Below are 16,085 nucleotides of genomic sequence, written 5' to 3' on the forward strand. Positions count from 1 at the left end.
TCAAAGAGATAAAACGGTATTCTCTATTCCATTGTGTTTCATTCATTCTCGGCAGAATCGATAAATAAATCCTCTTCCTCCTGCCAGGGCACCAAAGGGGAGGGATAATAGTTGATCCCTAGGGCTTCGAATCGATTCTTCTCTTTCCCCAGACGAACCTTATACTCGTCCCAGGAGCGCTGCTCGGATGCCGTCCAGCCTATTTCAGCATATCCCGGCAATCGCGGAAAAACCATATATTCAATATCCTTTAAATCTTCTACGGTTTCGCTCCATAGCGGGGCCTCAACACCCATTATATCCTTTTTACCAATGCCCTCTACCAATGTGGCGGGGTCCCAGTTGTAAGCATCATCTACTTCGGTCAGGCCGGCCCATGTAAGCCCCAAAACGGTGGTAGAATCATATTTTATATCCATATACGCATGTTTAGAGGGCGACATAATCACTTTGGCACCTTTTGTCACCCCCAACTGAGCATTCTTTTCTTTAGCCCAGAACTGAACCACATCGTTGCCATCAATGGCGGCATGGGCTATCTCATCCCATCCGATGACCTTCTTACCGTGAGATTTCACAATTTTGCGAGCCCTATTAATGAATCGTACATAATCGTCATGTGCAGTGGAATGAGACTCATCACCACCTATATGGAACCATGGTCCGGGCGTCATTTCGGCGATTTCACCAACCACATCATCCACAAATTTGTAAACCACCTCTTTATTGGTACATAAAGTACTAAAGCCCACTTTTGTGCCCGTATACAATTCAGGAGCCTTTCCGTCGCAGTTTAACTCGGGATAGGAAGAAAGGGCCGCATTGGTATGCCCCGGCATATCAATCTCCGGAACCACGGTAATATATCGTTCGGAAGCATAGGCCACTATCTCCCGATACTCTTCCTTGGTAAAGAAACCTCCGGGGCCTCCCCCTACCTCTGTACTACCTCCATGTTTGGCAAGGTTGGGCCACGATTCGATTTCGATACGCCAGCCCTGGTCGTCGGAAAGATGTAGATGCAAGACGTTCATCTTATACATGGCCAGATAATCAATGAAACGTTTTACCGTCTCCACACCAAAAAAGTGACGAGCTACATCCAACATAGCGCCACGGTATTCATACTCGGGCCAATCCACAATCGTTCCGGTAGGCAAGAACCACTTTTCATGGGTCTCATCCCCGGTCTTTTCTATATCTGCAGGAAACAACTGCCGCAGCGTCTGGATGCCGTAAAATACACCTTCGCCATGACCTGACGAAATCTTAACCAGGCGTTCCGTAATTTCCAATTTATAGCTTCCTGACTCCTTTAGGGAATCATTCCCGGTTAAAAAAATATTTCCCCTTGAAGGAGATTGGGTGGTGGGTTCCACTCCGACTTCAAAGCCTGTTGCCGTTTTCAGAAAACCGGACAGATACTCTGCCGTCTTCTTCAACTCATTATTCCCGGAATCGTAATACACCGTTGCTCCATCCTTTAAAACAAAGGTACCATGATTGGCCACGACCTTCATCGGACGGGGAATAATAGAATGATTAGACAAATTGGTGGGCGGGTATTGTTCCTTACAAGAGGTGAATACCATCATAAGTCCTCCCAATAAAAATGTACTAACTAAGGTTCTTCTGAATCTCATAGTAATTTTTTTAACCGGTTTATAAATATTTTGAACAAACTCTCTTTTCTTTGTGCTAAAATTAATCGATTATGGTGGTTTTTCCCAACGCTAAAATCAATTTAGGGCTCTTTGTCACCGAAAAGCGCCCCGACGGTTTTCACAACCTCGAAACCGTTTTTATTCCCGTGCCGGGATTCAATGACGTACTGGAAGTCATTGACAATAAAGACAGCAAAGAAGATTCATTCTCTTCTTCCGGAATCAATGTGGTTGAAAATCATGAAGACAATCTGGTTGCCAAAGCCTTAAAATTATTGCGAAAAGACCATCCTATTCCTCCACTAAAGGTTCATCTTCATAAAAACATTCCGGCAGGCGCAGGATTGGGCGGTGGCTCGGCCGATGCCGCATTTATGCTCAGGTTACTCAATGAACAATACACCCTGGGACTATCTTCGGAAGAACTGGAAACACGAGCATCCCTGCTGGGTGCCGACTGTGCTTTCTTTATCCGCAACCAACCGGTGGCGGCACGCGGAACAGGCAATATCTTTTCACCCATAGAACTGCCTCTGCCCGGTTACTGGATGATGGTTGTCATCCCCCCGGTCAGTCTCTCTACCCCCGAGGCTTACCGCAACATCACCCCCAAACAGCCTGCCCAAAACATCGAAACCATCCTGAAGGAGCCTGTAGAGGTATGGCGCCAACAGCTGGTCAACGATTTTGAGCCCAATGCATTTTCCAAATATCCGGAACTAAAGCAAATAAAATCCGATCTCTATGACCAGGGGGCCCTCTACGCTGCCATGTCGGGCAGTGGTTCGGCCATCTTCGGGATATTCCGGCAAAAGCCAGATATTTCCTGGCCGAAAGATTATTCCATTTGGTGCGGAAAATTATAAGGGAAGACCGAATGGACCAACCCATACCATTGTACAGACTGAACCGCATTATCAAACATTTGCCCGGGTCTTAACGTTGGATAGTAGTCACAACCACATCACCCAATCCCCAAACCATTTAATTATAATACACTAAAACTAAAGAAATGTCAGAAACCAACTTTAATACAAGCGAAGTCCACACTTTAAAAGACATGGTTGAATACGTATCCGGATCAACCGTAAGTAAAATAATTTCCCGCAGCGACAAAGGAAACCTCACCCTGTTTGCCTTCGATAAAGGACAAAATCTCAGCGAACATTCGGCTCCTTTTGACGCTATTGTACAGGTCATCGATGGATCAGGCACCATCATCATCGACAAAAAAGAACATGTGGTCAATGAAGGTCAAATGATTATCATGCCCGCCAATGTCCCGCATGCCGTGGAAGCAAAGAACAAGTTTAAAATGTTACTCACCATGATTAAAGCCTGACGTTTATGCTCTGTATTCGTTCAAACACCCTTGATCCGGCCTTTAACCTGGCCACCGAAGAGTTTTTATTGGACAACAAAGCCGACGAATGTTTCTACCTGTATATCAACAGACCGTCCATCATCGTTGGCAGACACCAAAACTCGCTGGCCGAGATTAACGTCGATTACGTTAAAAAAAACAACATTGATGTGGTAAGAAGATTGTCGGGTGGCGGTGCGGTTTTTCATGATCCGGGAAACCTCAATTTCTCGTTTATCATGAACAAAGAGAGAAATAACACCGAAGGTTTTAAAAAATATACCCGACCAATATTGGATGTGTTAATATCTTTAGGACTTGATGCCAAATTTGAAGGACGCAATGACCTAACCATCGACGGGAAAAAATTCTCCGGAAATGCCAAGTGTTTGTATAATGATAAAATTTTGCAGCATGGCACGTTGCTCTTCAGCTCCAAATTGCCCGATCTGTCGAACGCATTAAAGGTAAACCCTCTGAAATTTCAGGATAAAGCAGTGAAATCGGTACGAAGCAGAGTCACCAACATTTCGGAGCATCTGAAACAACCCATCACTTTGGCCCGGTTTGAGAACCTCATCTTTGACCATGTCCGCAGCTTATACCCCGACTCGGAAATCTATAATCTGTCCGATGCGGATATCGCGGCCATCAACAAACTTGTCGAAGATAAATATGGCACCTGGGACTGGAACTTCGGCTCCTCTCCTCAATACAACTTCCAAAAAGGGATTAAAACAAATGGCGGTTTTATTGAGATAAATCTGGAAGTTCAGAAAGGAAGAATTGAAAAAGCCAAAATTTTTGGCGACTTCTTTAATTCGCGCGATATCAACGAGCTGGAAAACTTCCTGAACGGAATGCCGCACGACCCCCAACACATTAAAGAAAAACTGAATTCCATACAGTTAGATCACTACCTGGAAAATGTGTCGGTCGAGCATTTTATGGAGGGGCTCTTCTAACGCTATTATAAATAACCTTAAAACCTGAACCCAGGCACTAAAAACCATGCAGGCTATCAGGTTGTTAGGCAATGATATTGAGGGGATTGAAAAGATTGATGTACTAAACAGACTAATGACTAAACACTAACCACAAACTTTAAATTCTATTACAACAATGATTTAAATAAAATTAATACTAATAAAATGAGAAGAGACACCGATTGACGAACACTCCCAACACTCCCCATAATTTCGGAGTTAGAAGTCTGCATAAAGGTCTCGGAGCTTCGCATAAGCCTCTCAGAGCTTCGCATAAACCCCTCAACGCTGCGCACAAACCTCTCAAAGCTGCGCATATACCTCTCGGAGCTGCGCATAAACCCCTCAAAGCTGCTCACAAACCCCTCAAAGCTGCCCACAAACCTCTCAAAGCTGCGCATAAACCCCTCAAAGCTGCGCATAAACCCCTCGAAGCCGCGCATAAACCCCTCAAAGCTGCGCATGAACCCCTCAAAGCTGCGCATAAACCTCTCGGAGCTGCGCATAAAAGTCGGAAAGAAGGAAACAAATCATGAGAATCTATAAGAAAAGGCACCATGAAGGTCTTAAGTGCACTTTGGTCACCATTGGGAAGACCAAATGGACCTTGAAAAAAGTATTTGGTTATATGAAGCAATCAGGTTTGCCATTAATTATTAATGAGTCTTTTGGGCATGAAGCACAACAGGTGGCGGGATGAAAGGTTTGACATTTGAAAGTGCGCACCCGTTGGGGTCGCATTATTCGTTCCCAATTTATATCCCATATTCACGGCATAAAATTCGGACATCAATACCGCTTTTACTTTCATATTCCTTGAAAATCTTTAAAATCTGACTTTCTGTAAATCTTGGCTTTTTCATAACACTTTTTTGACAGCTTAAAATTAATATTTTGTCTAATTTTAAGCTGTCTGGTTTGCGGGGAAGGCTACATTGGCGGGGAAGGTTACATTGGGACGGTCGGAAAAACCGAAAAATCCAAAATCTAAAACGTTAAGGCTGGATTCATCATCTAATCCTTTGTTTTTATGAGAGGGCTTGGGGAGGCACTCCCGATTTTTTGATTTCTGTTGTGATACCTTCAAAGATGGTAAGTCCCAAGGGGCTAACTGCTGAACTGTGGTGTGGCAAAAAGTGTACGAAACATTAGCATGTTAAGGAGCAAAAAACAACCTTGTTCCTCAGCCGCCCTTGACAAAACCAGCCTGCTCACGGAATATAATTTAGAGTTTGGGTTTCACGAAGAGAAAAAATCCAAAGCTACCGGTCCCAACTCCGGCACTTCGTTTTTTTTTTATTCTTCAAAACGAAATGGGACTAAAACAGTCAGAGGGTAGAAATATATCTCCTATTATATAGCCATCCGGCCCCCAATAATATTTTTCACCACCCCCTGACATGAGATGGATAGTTACTATTTTCTCAAAAGTAATACCCAGTCTTTACCATCCTCAACGGGTGGTTGTCCGGGATTAACTTCATCTCCGGGTTTAAGGGTTTTCAAAGAGCCTCTTTTCAATGGTCCGCCCACTCTTGGGTTATACCAAAAAGCTTTAAGTTTCGTGGTGGCATGAGAAAGATCGATATTCGCCTTACCTGATTTAAAAAAGAAGACATATACTTCCCCCGGTTTTGAAAAACAGTAATCGCCATCGTTAAGCACCAATTCGTCATGCGATTCCATTTCCCAAAAAGGAATATTGTAATTATGAAAGAAATCGAGTGCAATTTTTGCCTGATTCCAAAATTGATCACGAGAAGCATAATCCTGACAGGTTAAATCGCTGTGAGCATGTTTATATCCGAAGTACCATTCGGTACCCCACCCTCCAGCCAGGAAATTGCCCCACAATCCATTCATCCTGGCATTATCGTGATAAGGATCTTCCGCATCGGGAAGCAAAGCATGCTGAGCATCTCCCGGCTCATCGCAGGCAATGGCCCATTGTTTTCCGGCATTTTTGGTTGCGTTGATCAGCTCCAGCGTTCTCTTGTGAACATTTTTAAAGTCCGGCCGATTGGTTTGCAAGGAAGCTCCGGTATAATGACTGTCAGGTCCGAAAAGATCGGTAAACCAGTTGCCGTTATGAATAACTCGATGATGGTTATAAGGATCGTGCTTATCGAACCATGCCGCCATAGACAAACGAGCCAAAGTGAACTGAGGGGGCGTGGGAGGATTTTTAGTCCAATCACCATTTTCCTCGCACATATTCCAGTTCATAGCCAGGTGGTGACCAAAACGAGCAATCATCTCCCGATAATATAATTTACTCAAGGCACCAACACCTCCATGGTCGAGCAACCCTTGGTTTTCGAACTCCATCAGTTTAAAATGGAGAAACATTCCCAATTGATCCGCATGCTCAAATACGATTTCCCACTGGTCGAGTTTGGAACAATCCATCTGGTCATACGTGTCGTAACGGATATAGGGAAACACATTTTGGTCATCACCACCAATATTTAACGTAATAAAAGAGAAAGCATTCATTCCCTTAGATGCCAGATAATTCACAGCACCAATGATCCCCTTACCTTTTCCGTCTTTCCAGGTTGGATCGCCCTCATGCCAATGTTTAATATGAGGATCCCATGTTTTTACAAGGTTATCTTTATGTCCATCATTGTGGAAAGTTCCGTCAAATTCCTGATAAGCCAAAAAGTTCTCCGGCGCATCAGACCCCACTTTTAGAAAATATTCACCGGTTTCGGCAAACTGAAGGTATCGCTTACCAACATATTGTAAACGCCCTTTAGCTCGCATGTCCCGTCCTGTTTTATCGGTATTAGCAACCTCAAAAGAACCTTGGGCCTGGTCCATAAATCCAGCAGAAACTCCTGCATCCTGACGGTCACTGACCGCACAGAAATTACCTTTTCTAAAATCCACATGATAGTTCCAGGTTCCCACTTCATCCGGCGCAAAATGTACCCGCCATTTATTTCCTTTGGTTGCAGAGGTATTAGCGGCATCTCCGTCGGCCGCAAAATAACCCGGCACCAGATATTTTTTACCGGTGGCAGGATGCGTGAATTCCACGTTCAATCGATAATTCATAAACGGATTATAGGAAGCTGTTTCTGAAGTCTCCGGACCATCGAATGTTAAAGTAATTTTATGCCACTTTTTCAATTCCCCGGATATTTCCGGTGTTGAATTCGAACGCTGGCTCTGGTCCAATCCTATATTGGCTGCACTCAAAGTGGTGCCGACAAAAAACAGCAAAAAAAGATAGGTGATCTGATTTTTTTTCATATTTCTAATAAATTTAGTTATACCCATCCAAGAGAGATCAGCCTGTTATCTTCTAAAGGTATTCAATATCCTCATTAGGGTGGGATAAATCACATTTCAGTGCATTTTACTTCATCCCAGTAAAATATTACTGCAAAGCCGCCTGCCGCTTCACAAAAATAGACCCACATAATACCTAGCATAAAAACCATTAGACCTTTTTATCCGCCTAAAGTACAATTAAATCTACTGCCATGGTATTGAACAAAGATAATAACTACCGTAAAAGTATGCATAAATAGGCACAACTTTCCATTCACTTCCAAAATCCGATATCAATTCAGATAATTGTTAGAACAACAGGCTTTTTTGCTGCTAATTTTTAACTTCCCACGAAATAAAACCGATCTATTTAATGAACAATCTATTATTATAGACTTACATAAAATGGCAACCATTATTGTATCTGTTCATGAAAAAAATATTCATCATAAACTTATACAGTCTGTAAATGAAGATCAATCTGATTCCGTACGTCCATATTTATCCATTTCAATTTGATTCTTTTTTTGATCCAGGTCCATTCCTTTATCCCCCAAATGGTTCAACGCATCAATGGCTGAGGCTCTTGTGTTCCCCAGCTTTTATTTGGATTAGGCCCCAGCTCAATTTCAAGGACTCCTCCTTTTACTAGGTCGGAATGATACAGCCAGCAATTATTTAAATCCTGACGATTCAGCTTAGCCGATTGAATGTAAATATTTTCCAGCCTGTTATTATTGGTCTTAATGACAAACTTTTTGCCGGGGAAATAACGATTATCCAGCCGGATGGTGATCTTATCGAAGACAGGGCTCGTTATATCATAGTATGGATTGACAGCTGCTCCGCCATCCACCTCAAACAAGCCAATCGCCATCAACACCCCCAGTGCCCCCATTTGCCCCTGGTCCTCGTCGCCGCGATAACCATTATAAGGGGTCGTATCAACAAAAGAAGCCTTTACTTTGCGAACCCATTTTTGCGTTATCCAGGGCGATCCGGCATAATTAAAAAGATGAGCCATCGCCGTTCCCGGTTGATTGCCGTAATCAACCCATCCGGAGGCATGATTCTTATTTTCACCCACAAAGCCTAGTGACTCTCCGGCCTCAAACGAATGATTCAAAAAAGCCGTATAAGCTTCGTTTCCCCCAAACAGGTTAATCAATCCCTTCATGTCCTGCGGAACAAAATTGGTATAAATAGCGGCATTACTTTCACAAAATCCTCTTGCACTAAAACCTTCTGATACCGGTTCAAAATCCTTTATCCAGCTACCATCCATCTCACGTGGATGAATATACTTTGTTTCCGGATTCCACAAATTTTTATAGTTCAGGCCCCGTTTATTAAAGAGCTTATAATCATCTTCTTTTCCCAATGCTTTTGCCAATTGCCCCAAGCACCAATCCTGGTAGGCATATTCCATCGTCATGGCGGCGCCGTCAAGGTGCATCCCTTTCGATTTAATACCCTCGGGAATCCAGCCCTGTTTGATGTAATACTGCATTCCACCGCCATAGGCCGGCCGGTCATGCTCATAACCGGCATGGTCTCTAATGCCGCCTACAAATGCATTTTTTCGTAACCCCTCATAAGCTTTCTCCACATCAAAATTCCGAATGCCCTTATTATAGGCTGATGCAAAAAAAGAAACTGCCGGGTCGCCAATCATCACATAGGTATAATTGCCACCTGAAGGACCACGAGGAATTAAGCCGCCATCGTTGTACATATCAAACATTGTGTTGCAAAAGCCATCCACTACCTCGGGATAAACCAACGACCATAAAATATTAAGCGACCAATGGCTTCCCCACCAGGCATCAAAGTTGTAATGAGGGAATAGAGGCTTGCCTGTTTCATCGAGCCGAACACTCTTCACCAAGGGTTTACTACCTGTCATGTCCATATATTTACCGTCAACATCGCTGGTTATACGTCGCCCCAAAAGGGCATGCCACAAATCGGTATAAAACTTCACGCGTTGCTGATGCGTTCCGCCTTTAACTTTTATTCGGCCCAACCAATCGTTCCACGTTTGATAGGACTCATCAACCACTTTATCAAAATCCCAGTGACTAATCTCTGCGTTCATATTTTTACGCGCTTGTTCAACGCTCACATATGAAATGGCCACCTTCATTAAAATCGGATCCTCATCCCCGGCATCAAAAAATACAGCGGCCCCGGCATCTTGGCCTTGGATGGTATCTGTATGATAAGGGATTACTTCTTTATTGACCCATCCTTTAAATGACCGGAAAGACTTATTCAGCCGGGCAACAAAGTAAACGGGTGTATCCTTAGGTCGCCGGATGGTTTTCCCAATTACTTGAACCCCGGCAATTTCGGTATCGCTAACTTTCCATACTTTGGAAAAAACGGTAGGACTATGTGCCAAATAAGCGCCAGTATCAAAAATGATCGACTTTTTTTCCTCTGACGTATAAGTATATCTGTGAAATCCAACCCTTGTGGAGGAAGTCAGTTCAACCGTAATCCCATAATCACTTAAAAACACTTTATGATAACCGGGTTTGGCGATCTCTCCTTCATGGCTAAAAGCCGACTGATAGGCATCCATTCCCAAGTTGCCTTTAAATTCACCGGTAGTTGGCATAACAGCCACCCCGGCCAACTGCCAGGCATGTATATGACTAAAACATCGAATAAAACGGCTGTCATATAAGTAACCCGACTCCCAACTTCCTTTGGTATTGGTGTCGGGACTAAGATTTACCATTCCAAAAGGCCGACACGCAGAATTGAAATAAAACCAACGAGATTTGTGCGTATCTATAAACGGATTAACCAAATCGACCGGAGGTTCCTTAGCATACATCTGAGGGGATACCGATCCTATAAAACACAAGAAAAAAATTGTCTTAAACCATCTCTTCATCTAACTTCCCTTTTCTGATATTCAATTATCGAATTATTTATGCCATGCCGGCAAGAAGACATCATTTATCTCATCACACTAAACATCCGGAAAGACCTTCTTTGTCATTTCGACTTCTGCGAGATAAAGAACTCATGAAAAAACATCAATTGATACTTGATGGAATTGGCCCAATATTTTGTGTTATGTTTCCCTGGACGCTCAATATAGTCGTGCGGGATATTTCTTTGCAGTAACTTCTCATGCATCCGTTTATTGCAATCATAAAAAAAGTCATCAACGCCACAATCAAAGATTAATTTCAACTTCGACCCATCCAGTAAATAAACCAGATTAATCACCGTATTATTTTCCCAATTATCTTTATTCTCGGCATATGATCCTAATCGTTTGGCAATATTCCAATTATTGGGAAAGGGTCTAATATCTAAACCACCACTGGTACTGCCTGCGGCTCCCCAGATATCCTGATGCCGAAATGCCAGGTAGAAGGCACCATGTCCCCCCATGCTTAATCCGGTAATAGCTCTTCCATTCCGATTTTTTATGGTGCGGTATGAATGATCTACCTTTTTAATCAATTCCTTCGAAACATAGGTCTCATATTGCATCGTTGGGTCCACCGGACTATCAAAATACCAACTGGTATGTCCTCCATCGGGACAAACAATAATAAAATTGTACAAATCAACATATTCCCTCAAGTGTGGCGCTTTTCTCAACCAATCTTTATAGTCAGCAGATGCCCCATGCAACAGATACAGCACAGGGAACGCGCTACTTTTTTGAGCATCATAGGAATCGGGCACAATAACCAAATTCGGGATAGACTTATTCATTACCTCACTTTTCACATAGAGGGTGTCAACACGAGCAGCTGTTAAATTTAATACACAGACAAACAGTAAAATCAGTAAAACATTAAACTTCATATCTTTATATTTTAATCAAATTCAATTATTGGGCGCCGGAAAAACCGGAAACCCCATAAAAAAACTGTCCTAATAGTCCAAATGCTGCATTATGCATGCTATCAAGCCGCAATAAAATCATATTTTTTAAAACACACAAACCTTCATTTTAAACTTTACAAACAGCCCCTCATGTTTATACACAATAATGATAAAGGACCATCCATCAAAAAATGAGTGATTATTGCCTAACAAATATTGGACTTGAGACGGATAACTCCCTATTCTCTGTAACATAAAAGAAAGCATATTTAAAATCCATGTCTGGCAGATCACAGCTAATCATCTTTTTCTCAGCATCAATTGTTGCAGCGACGTTAAACCAGACTCTTTTGGCATTGGTCGAAATGGTATCAGAGGAATAATAGAACCGTGCTGATCGTAACCCGGCAAAAGACTTAAAGCCGGCGCTAACGGAAGTTTGAGTCAGTTTCACCTTTTCAATTTTGGGCAGAGGGACACCTTGATTCACGACCGACTCAAAAAAATACCGTATTTCCACAGGCTGCCAGCCTTCCCGATGGCCATGCTTCATATTTGGTTTTAAACAAATATTCTTATCACAATTTTTTGGCAAATGATAGGTTTTGTAATAGGGAACTATATTGTAGAAGTAGTCTTTATTCCCATTCATAAACAGAAGAGCCGGTTTAGCAAAGGGGAGGTAAGCCGATGGATCAAAATATTTCATCCATTGTTTTTCATAAACAGGGGTAAGTTCAGATAAAGGTTTACCAAATGCGTCGGACTCATCATAATAGCCGCATCCGTACACCGGCACTGCTGCTTTAAACCGATCATCGAGCCCGGCCACCATACAGGTTAAATATCCCCCCCAGCTGATGCCGGTCAAACAAGTTCTTTCGGCATCTACTTCAGTACGTTCCAGTAAAAATGAGTGTGCCAAAATAACACTGGCAACAGCATGATAACTCCAAACATTTTTTAAATCCCCTTTTTCTATTCTTGTAAACTTATTCTCATGGGTTTGATCAGGACCAGCCATTAATAAAGGTTTTCCGGTCCCATCTTTTCCACCCAAATCCATCGCTATAGCAGCATACCCATCGGCAGCCCATTTTTCAACCCATTCTTTAAATGCTTTACCTCCTCCTCCATGAACTAAAACAACAGCGGGAAATATATTCTCTGTTTTTTTCCCTTGTAATAAATCCGGATTGGAATAGTAAGCAAATACCTGAGTAGGCTTCCCTTCGAAGGGAACACTCTCATAAACCAGTGAACGAACCGAAGAGGTAGAATCGATCCACGAAAAAGCCGGAGGATTACTCAACGCCTCCAAATCCCACAATATTTTGGAATTCTGAAATCTGTCGACGGTAATTTTGTAAACTTTTTTGCCGGTATTTGTTCCGCACGAGGCAAAAATTAATAGCAACACGAGTGAATATACACGTATCATTTTAGTCGTTTATTACATTTTAAATATTATTCCTTTGAATCGGTCTTTTGTTTGAGTTCCTCAACGACTCTGTCAAATTTACCGGCTAATTGGGGATCGAATTTTGCCAGTTCTTTCCATGCTTTAGATCCATAAACTCCGGCGTTGGAAACATCAAAAGGTTTAAACCCAATCTTTTTGACAACCGATTTGTTTTTAATTCTGAAATCAAAATTTTGTGGGTCAGCAAAGCAGGGATCAGCAATAATGGAATTTTCATCTCTGCCTGATTCTTTCCACTCATCAAACGATAACCCGTAAAATTTAGGGTGTGGCTCATTTATTTTCCAATAGCAATTGTGATCGATATTGATTTTTATTTTGGTCCCGTTATCTCCACCCCATACATCCGATATTATTTTTCCTTCATTCTGATAAACAATATTGTTAGTAAATGTATAGGAGAGATGCTTTTCAACTTTGGAAACCTGGATGCCCCTTAATTGGTTGAAGGCGAAAATGTTGTTCTTTATAATATTTTCTTTACCATAATGTTGGTGAAACCCGGCACTTTTACAGGCATAAACCAGATTGTTTTCCATCACAATACCGGTTGATCCTTCATCGGTGTATAACCCCCAACCACCATATCCATGGGAATATACATGATGAACAACATTGTTACTAACCCTTGTACCTTCCGACTCACCGAGGGTATAAATGCCCCCCATATCACTGAGTACACCCCAACCAAGATGATGAATATGGTTGTATTCAATTGTATTTCGTTTCGTTGGACTATAAGCATACCCCCAGACCCAGCCTACGGAGATCCCAGTGTAACGAAAATCAGCAATCTCATTATGGCTTATTTTATTGTCGCTGGCATGAAAAATGGCAACACCAACAGCGCAAGGAAAAATAAAACCTCCCGAACGTATTATATTATTGTCAACGGTGATATTTCGGGTCAAATCTTCCTCATTGTCAGGAAGCTTGTTATCTCCCACCTTTATACCTCCGGCCCCCAAATCATGTATATAGCTTTGAGATACAGAGCAGTTATCACAAGCTTTCCGGAACCAGAAAGCATTGGTACCAATTTGGCTGATACCACAATTGACAAAATCAATATTTTTAGCGTAATCCAACATGACCACTGCTTCTACCGGCGCTGCCGCCTGAACGGGTTCATTGCCCCATAATGGCGTACGATAACCGGCCACTTCGAAGCGAATATTCTCAAAACGAATATTTCGTACTTCTTTTCCTTTCGAGCCTTTAATAACAAGAAACTGATCGGTCACAGGAGCATACACACTGACGTTATTCAAATCTTCTCCTTCTCGGGGGATATAGTATAAATCGCCACTTCGCTCAAGAAACCACTCTCCGCAGCTATCCAACCCAGCTTTGTAGTTGTCAATGGTAAAACGTGTCTTATTGTCGAGTTTATTCCATGGCTTCATGCCTCCACCTACCGTGAAAACAGCGGCGCTGTCGGCACTAAATGAAGACACCCGTTTGCGGGTATTGTCCCATTTGTGGTAAAAGGTAATTAATGCATCATTAAAGTCACTGCTCGTGAAGGAAGCGAAATGGGATGCTGCCGAAGGAAAAAGCTTTAACTTTTGAACAGCCAATGCTGCTCTACGACCAGTCCCTTTTTCGATGATTGTCTCATCCACCTCTTTCAAAAAATAAAACCCGCTATTGGGTGATTTGGCCCGAACGGCTCGCTTACCATCCACATACAACTGTTCGAAATACAAACCATAACGACTTACTTCCGGAACTTTGGCTTTCCAAAGATTATCTGACACTTTCTCCCAATTTTCTATTGCAATTCCTCCCACAAAAACAGGTTCTTCTCCTTTTGCCGCCTTAAAAACAATGGGAGCATTATCACCTCCGGAATCAATATCGGTAAAGACCACAGGTTCGGTCATATAATAGATCCCACCGGAAATGATTACCTGTATTTCTTCTTGCAGGTTGTTTGTTTCCCTCAATTGCCGGATAAAATCACGGGCACCATATAAACTCGCCAATGGTTGATCTTTGGTTCCGGGGGCCTTATCATCACCATTTGCTGAAACATAAATATTTATATTCTTGCCCCAAAGATTAAAACTGAATAAAACAATAAATATCAGAGCAACAACTTGCTTTAAATTCATCTTATTACAATTTTTTAATTTTCCATTTAATAAAATCAGTATAATTTCCTCACATAGTCCACAACAACAGTCCTATTGGAATAACACTCTCCAAACCTAAAATTCCATATTTCATCCCACAAAACCCAAAAGAGACAAGCATGACCCAGGTTTTATGCATCCGTATTGAGACAAAAGCTCGACAAACCTTATCTCAATAAAGCAGCAGCACACCACAGCAAAGGAGCTTGACCATGCAAATCACCAACGATACGAGGCCGGTTCATATAATGGTCCCGACTGTTTTTGATATTTGTTCCGGCACACACCTCTGTCAATTCATCATCGTCGTTGATGTAGTTGGTTAAGGCTAACCACCCTTTTCGCGCAGCAGCACCATATGTGTCTTTATTTAGCCATCCATTTTTTACGCCGGTAATCATTGCATATGTAAACATTGCTGTTGCCGAAGTCTCTTTCCAGGCTTCCTCATCATCAATAATTTGTCGCCACATTCCATCCGTTTCCTGATATTCCAGTAATGCAGACATCATTTTACGGTATCCTTGCATGATACTGCTCCTGTTGGGATTATCCTTCGGCAGAATTCGAAGCAACTCGGCCATCCCAACGGCCATCCAACCATTTCCTCTGCCCCAACAGAAGGGCGCTTCGGGAGAATGATAAAAAAGACCATTTTTTAATTGTATTTCATCCAGATAGAGAACCATTTCCTTGGCTGCTCGATCAATATATTTTTTGTCACCCGTTGCCAAAAAAGCCTGCGCCTGAACCGCGGTGATCATAAACATATCATCAATCCAGATACGAGTTTGCCAGGAATAGCCCTTTTCGCTCCATTGTCTTTGTTGTAAGGTGGCATCCTCGGGCAAGTTCCACTGGCTATCGGCATATTCTAAACCTAATTCCAGATATCTCGATTCTCCGGTTTCCAGAAATAATTCCAATGGAACAGCTCCAAACACGTTGTTGTCAACATGGTTCGGAACGGGAAGCATATTTCTTTCTTCCTTAAACAAAGGCTGAAAACGTGCTTTAAAGCGGCTAAAAAGAGCCGTATCCTTGGTAGCTTCGGCCAACCACATTCCTCCCAGCCACGCGCAAACATCGGGATAGGTTATTTGCGTGGGAGGTTCTGATGGACGGGTATTACCATATAGCGAATGTGAGGTGCTTAAAAATTTTTCGGCAATACGGCAGCCTATTTCCTCAGGGGACTTGCCTTCCGGAAAATGCCTCAAATCGCTATGACTTTGGCATGACACAAGAAATGCCATCATGATCAATATAAGAAAAGGTCTTGTTCTCATTTTCCCAGGTATAAATGGTTTA

The 16,085-nt window shown here is 42.4% G+C and carries 12 protein-coding genes; 4 read left to right on the forward strand and 8 right to left on the reverse strand.

The window, feature by feature from the left end; all coding sequences use genetic code 11:
- Positions 1-38: 38 nt before the first annotated feature.
- Positions 39-1,643 carry a beta-N-acetylhexosaminidase gene (locus ACT29H_RS00960; RefSeq protein WP_444819718.1) on the reverse strand — a complete coding sequence of 535 codons (1,605 nt, stop codon included), beginning with the start codon at positions 1,641-1,643 and terminating at the stop codon, positions 39-41.
- A 71-nt stretch (positions 1,644-1,714) separates the two neighbouring features.
- On the opposite strand from ACT29H_RS00960, the gene ispE reads away from it, so the two are divergent.
- From ispE to ACT29H_RS00975, 3 genes are all read left to right on the forward strand, one after another.
- On the forward strand, positions 1,715-2,530 hold the full coding sequence (gene ispE / locus ACT29H_RS00965; protein WP_444819719.1) for a 4-(cytidine 5'-diphospho)-2-C-methyl-D-erythritol kinase: 816 nt from the start codon (positions 1,715-1,717) through the stop codon (positions 2,528-2,530).
- 146 nt (positions 2,531-2,676) lie between these two features.
- Positions 2,677-3,006: a cupin domain-containing protein gene (locus ACT29H_RS00970; RefSeq protein ID WP_444819720.1), complete on the forward strand. Its 330-nt coding sequence runs from the start codon at positions 2,677-2,679 to the stop codon at positions 3,004-3,006.
- Between the two features lie 5 nt (positions 3,007-3,011).
- Positions 3,012-3,992, forward strand: coding sequence for a lipoate--protein ligase (locus ACT29H_RS00975; protein ID WP_444819721.1), 981 nt, complete (start codon positions 3,012-3,014; stop codon positions 3,990-3,992).
- Positions 3,993-4,141: 149 nt separating this feature from the next.
- Here ACT29H_RS00975 and ACT29H_RS00980 read toward each other — a convergent pair whose 3' ends face one another.
- Positions 4,142-4,498: a hypothetical protein gene (locus tag ACT29H_RS00980; protein WP_444819722.1), complete on the reverse strand. Its 357-nt coding sequence runs from the start codon at positions 4,496-4,498 to the stop codon at positions 4,142-4,144.
- A 47-nt stretch (positions 4,499-4,545) separates the two neighbouring features.
- Between ACT29H_RS00980 and ACT29H_RS00985 the strand changes: the two genes are divergently transcribed.
- The gene (locus ACT29H_RS00985; protein ID WP_444819723.1) at positions 4,546-4,713 is read left to right on the forward strand and encodes a hypothetical protein; all 168 of its coding nucleotides are present in this window, start codon (positions 4,546-4,548) and stop codon (positions 4,711-4,713) included.
- A gap of 716 nt (positions 4,714-5,429) precedes the next feature.
- Here the strand turns inward: ACT29H_RS00985 and ACT29H_RS00990 are convergent.
- From ACT29H_RS00990 to ACT29H_RS01015, 6 genes are all read right to left on the reverse strand, one after another.
- Positions 5,430-7,274 carry a DUF5060 domain-containing protein gene (locus tag ACT29H_RS00990; RefSeq protein ID WP_444819724.1) on the reverse strand — a complete coding sequence of 615 codons (1,845 nt, stop codon included), beginning with the start codon at positions 7,272-7,274 and terminating at the stop codon, positions 5,430-5,432.
- Between the two features lie 583 nt (positions 7,275-7,857).
- On the reverse strand, positions 7,858-10,200 hold the full coding sequence (locus ACT29H_RS00995; protein WP_444819725.1) for a GH92 family glycosyl hydrolase: 2,343 nt from the start codon (positions 10,198-10,200) through the stop codon (positions 7,858-7,860).
- A 104-nt stretch (positions 10,201-10,304) separates the two neighbouring features.
- The gene (locus ACT29H_RS01000) at positions 10,305-11,132 is read right to left on the reverse strand and encodes an alpha/beta hydrolase (RefSeq protein ID WP_444819726.1); all 828 of its coding nucleotides are present in this window, start codon (positions 11,130-11,132) and stop codon (positions 10,305-10,307) included.
- A gap of 220 nt (positions 11,133-11,352) precedes the next feature.
- Positions 11,353-12,594, reverse strand: a complete 1,242-nt coding sequence (locus ACT29H_RS01005) for an alpha/beta hydrolase family protein (protein ID WP_444819727.1) — start codon at positions 12,592-12,594, stop codon at positions 11,353-11,355.
- A 26-nt stretch (positions 12,595-12,620) separates the two neighbouring features.
- The gene (locus ACT29H_RS01010) at positions 12,621-14,753 is read right to left on the reverse strand and encodes a right-handed parallel beta-helix repeat-containing protein (protein ID WP_444819728.1); all 2,133 of its coding nucleotides are present in this window, start codon (positions 14,751-14,753) and stop codon (positions 12,621-12,623) included.
- A 188-nt stretch (positions 14,754-14,941) separates the two neighbouring features.
- Positions 14,942-16,063 carry a glycoside hydrolase family 88/105 protein gene (locus tag ACT29H_RS01015; RefSeq protein ID WP_444819729.1) on the reverse strand — a complete coding sequence of 374 codons (1,122 nt, stop codon included), beginning with the start codon at positions 16,061-16,063 and terminating at the stop codon, positions 14,942-14,944.
- Positions 16,064-16,085: the final 22 nt, after the last annotated feature.

This window comes from Thermophagus sp. OGC60D27 (assembly GCF_052400625.1).
In the GTDB taxonomy this organism is placed as follows: Bacteria; Bacteroidota; Bacteroidia; order Bacteroidales; family Marinilabiliaceae; genus Thermophagus.

What these genes read in the sequence shown, in the direction of transcription:
- ACT29H_RS00960 (WP_444819718.1), bottom strand. Translation starts at nt 1,643, where the DNA reads ATGAGATTCAGAAGAACCTTAGTTAGTACATTTTTATTGGGAGGACTT.
- ispE (WP_444819719.1), top strand. Translation starts at nt 1,715, where the DNA reads ATGGTGGTTTTTCCCAACGCTAAAATCAATTTAGGGCTCTTTGTCACC.
- ACT29H_RS00970 (WP_444819720.1), top strand. Translation starts at nt 2,677, where the DNA reads ATGTCAGAAACCAACTTTAATACAAGCGAAGTCCACACTTTAAAAGAC.
- ACT29H_RS00975 (WP_444819721.1), top strand. Translation starts at nt 3,012, where the DNA reads ATGCTCTGTATTCGTTCAAACACCCTTGATCCGGCCTTTAACCTGGCC.
- ACT29H_RS00980 (WP_444819722.1), bottom strand. Translation starts at nt 4,498, where the DNA reads ATGCGCAGCTTTGAGGGGTTCATGCGCAGCTTTGAGGGGTTTATGCGC.
- ACT29H_RS00985 (WP_444819723.1), top strand. Translation starts at nt 4,546, where the DNA reads ATGAGAATCTATAAGAAAAGGCACCATGAAGGTCTTAAGTGCACTTTG.
- ACT29H_RS00990 (WP_444819724.1), bottom strand. Translation starts at nt 7,274, where the DNA reads ATGAAAAAAAATCAGATCACCTATCTTTTTTTGCTGTTTTTTGTCGGC.
- ACT29H_RS00995 (WP_444819725.1), bottom strand. Translation starts at nt 10,200, where the DNA reads ATGAAGAGATGGTTTAAGACAATTTTTTTCTTGTGTTTTATAGGATCG.
- ACT29H_RS01000 (WP_444819726.1), bottom strand. Translation starts at nt 11,132, where the DNA reads ATGAAGTTTAATGTTTTACTGATTTTACTGTTTGTCTGTGTATTAAAT.
- ACT29H_RS01005 (WP_444819727.1), bottom strand. Translation starts at nt 12,594, where the DNA reads ATGATACGTGTATATTCACTCGTGTTGCTATTAATTTTTGCCTCGTGC.
- ACT29H_RS01010 (WP_444819728.1), bottom strand. Translation starts at nt 14,753, where the DNA reads ATGAATTTAAAGCAAGTTGTTGCTCTGATATTTATTGTTTTATTCAGT.
- ACT29H_RS01015 (WP_444819729.1), bottom strand. Translation starts at nt 16,063, where the DNA reads ATGAGAACAAGACCTTTTCTTATATTGATCATGATGGCATTTCTTGTG.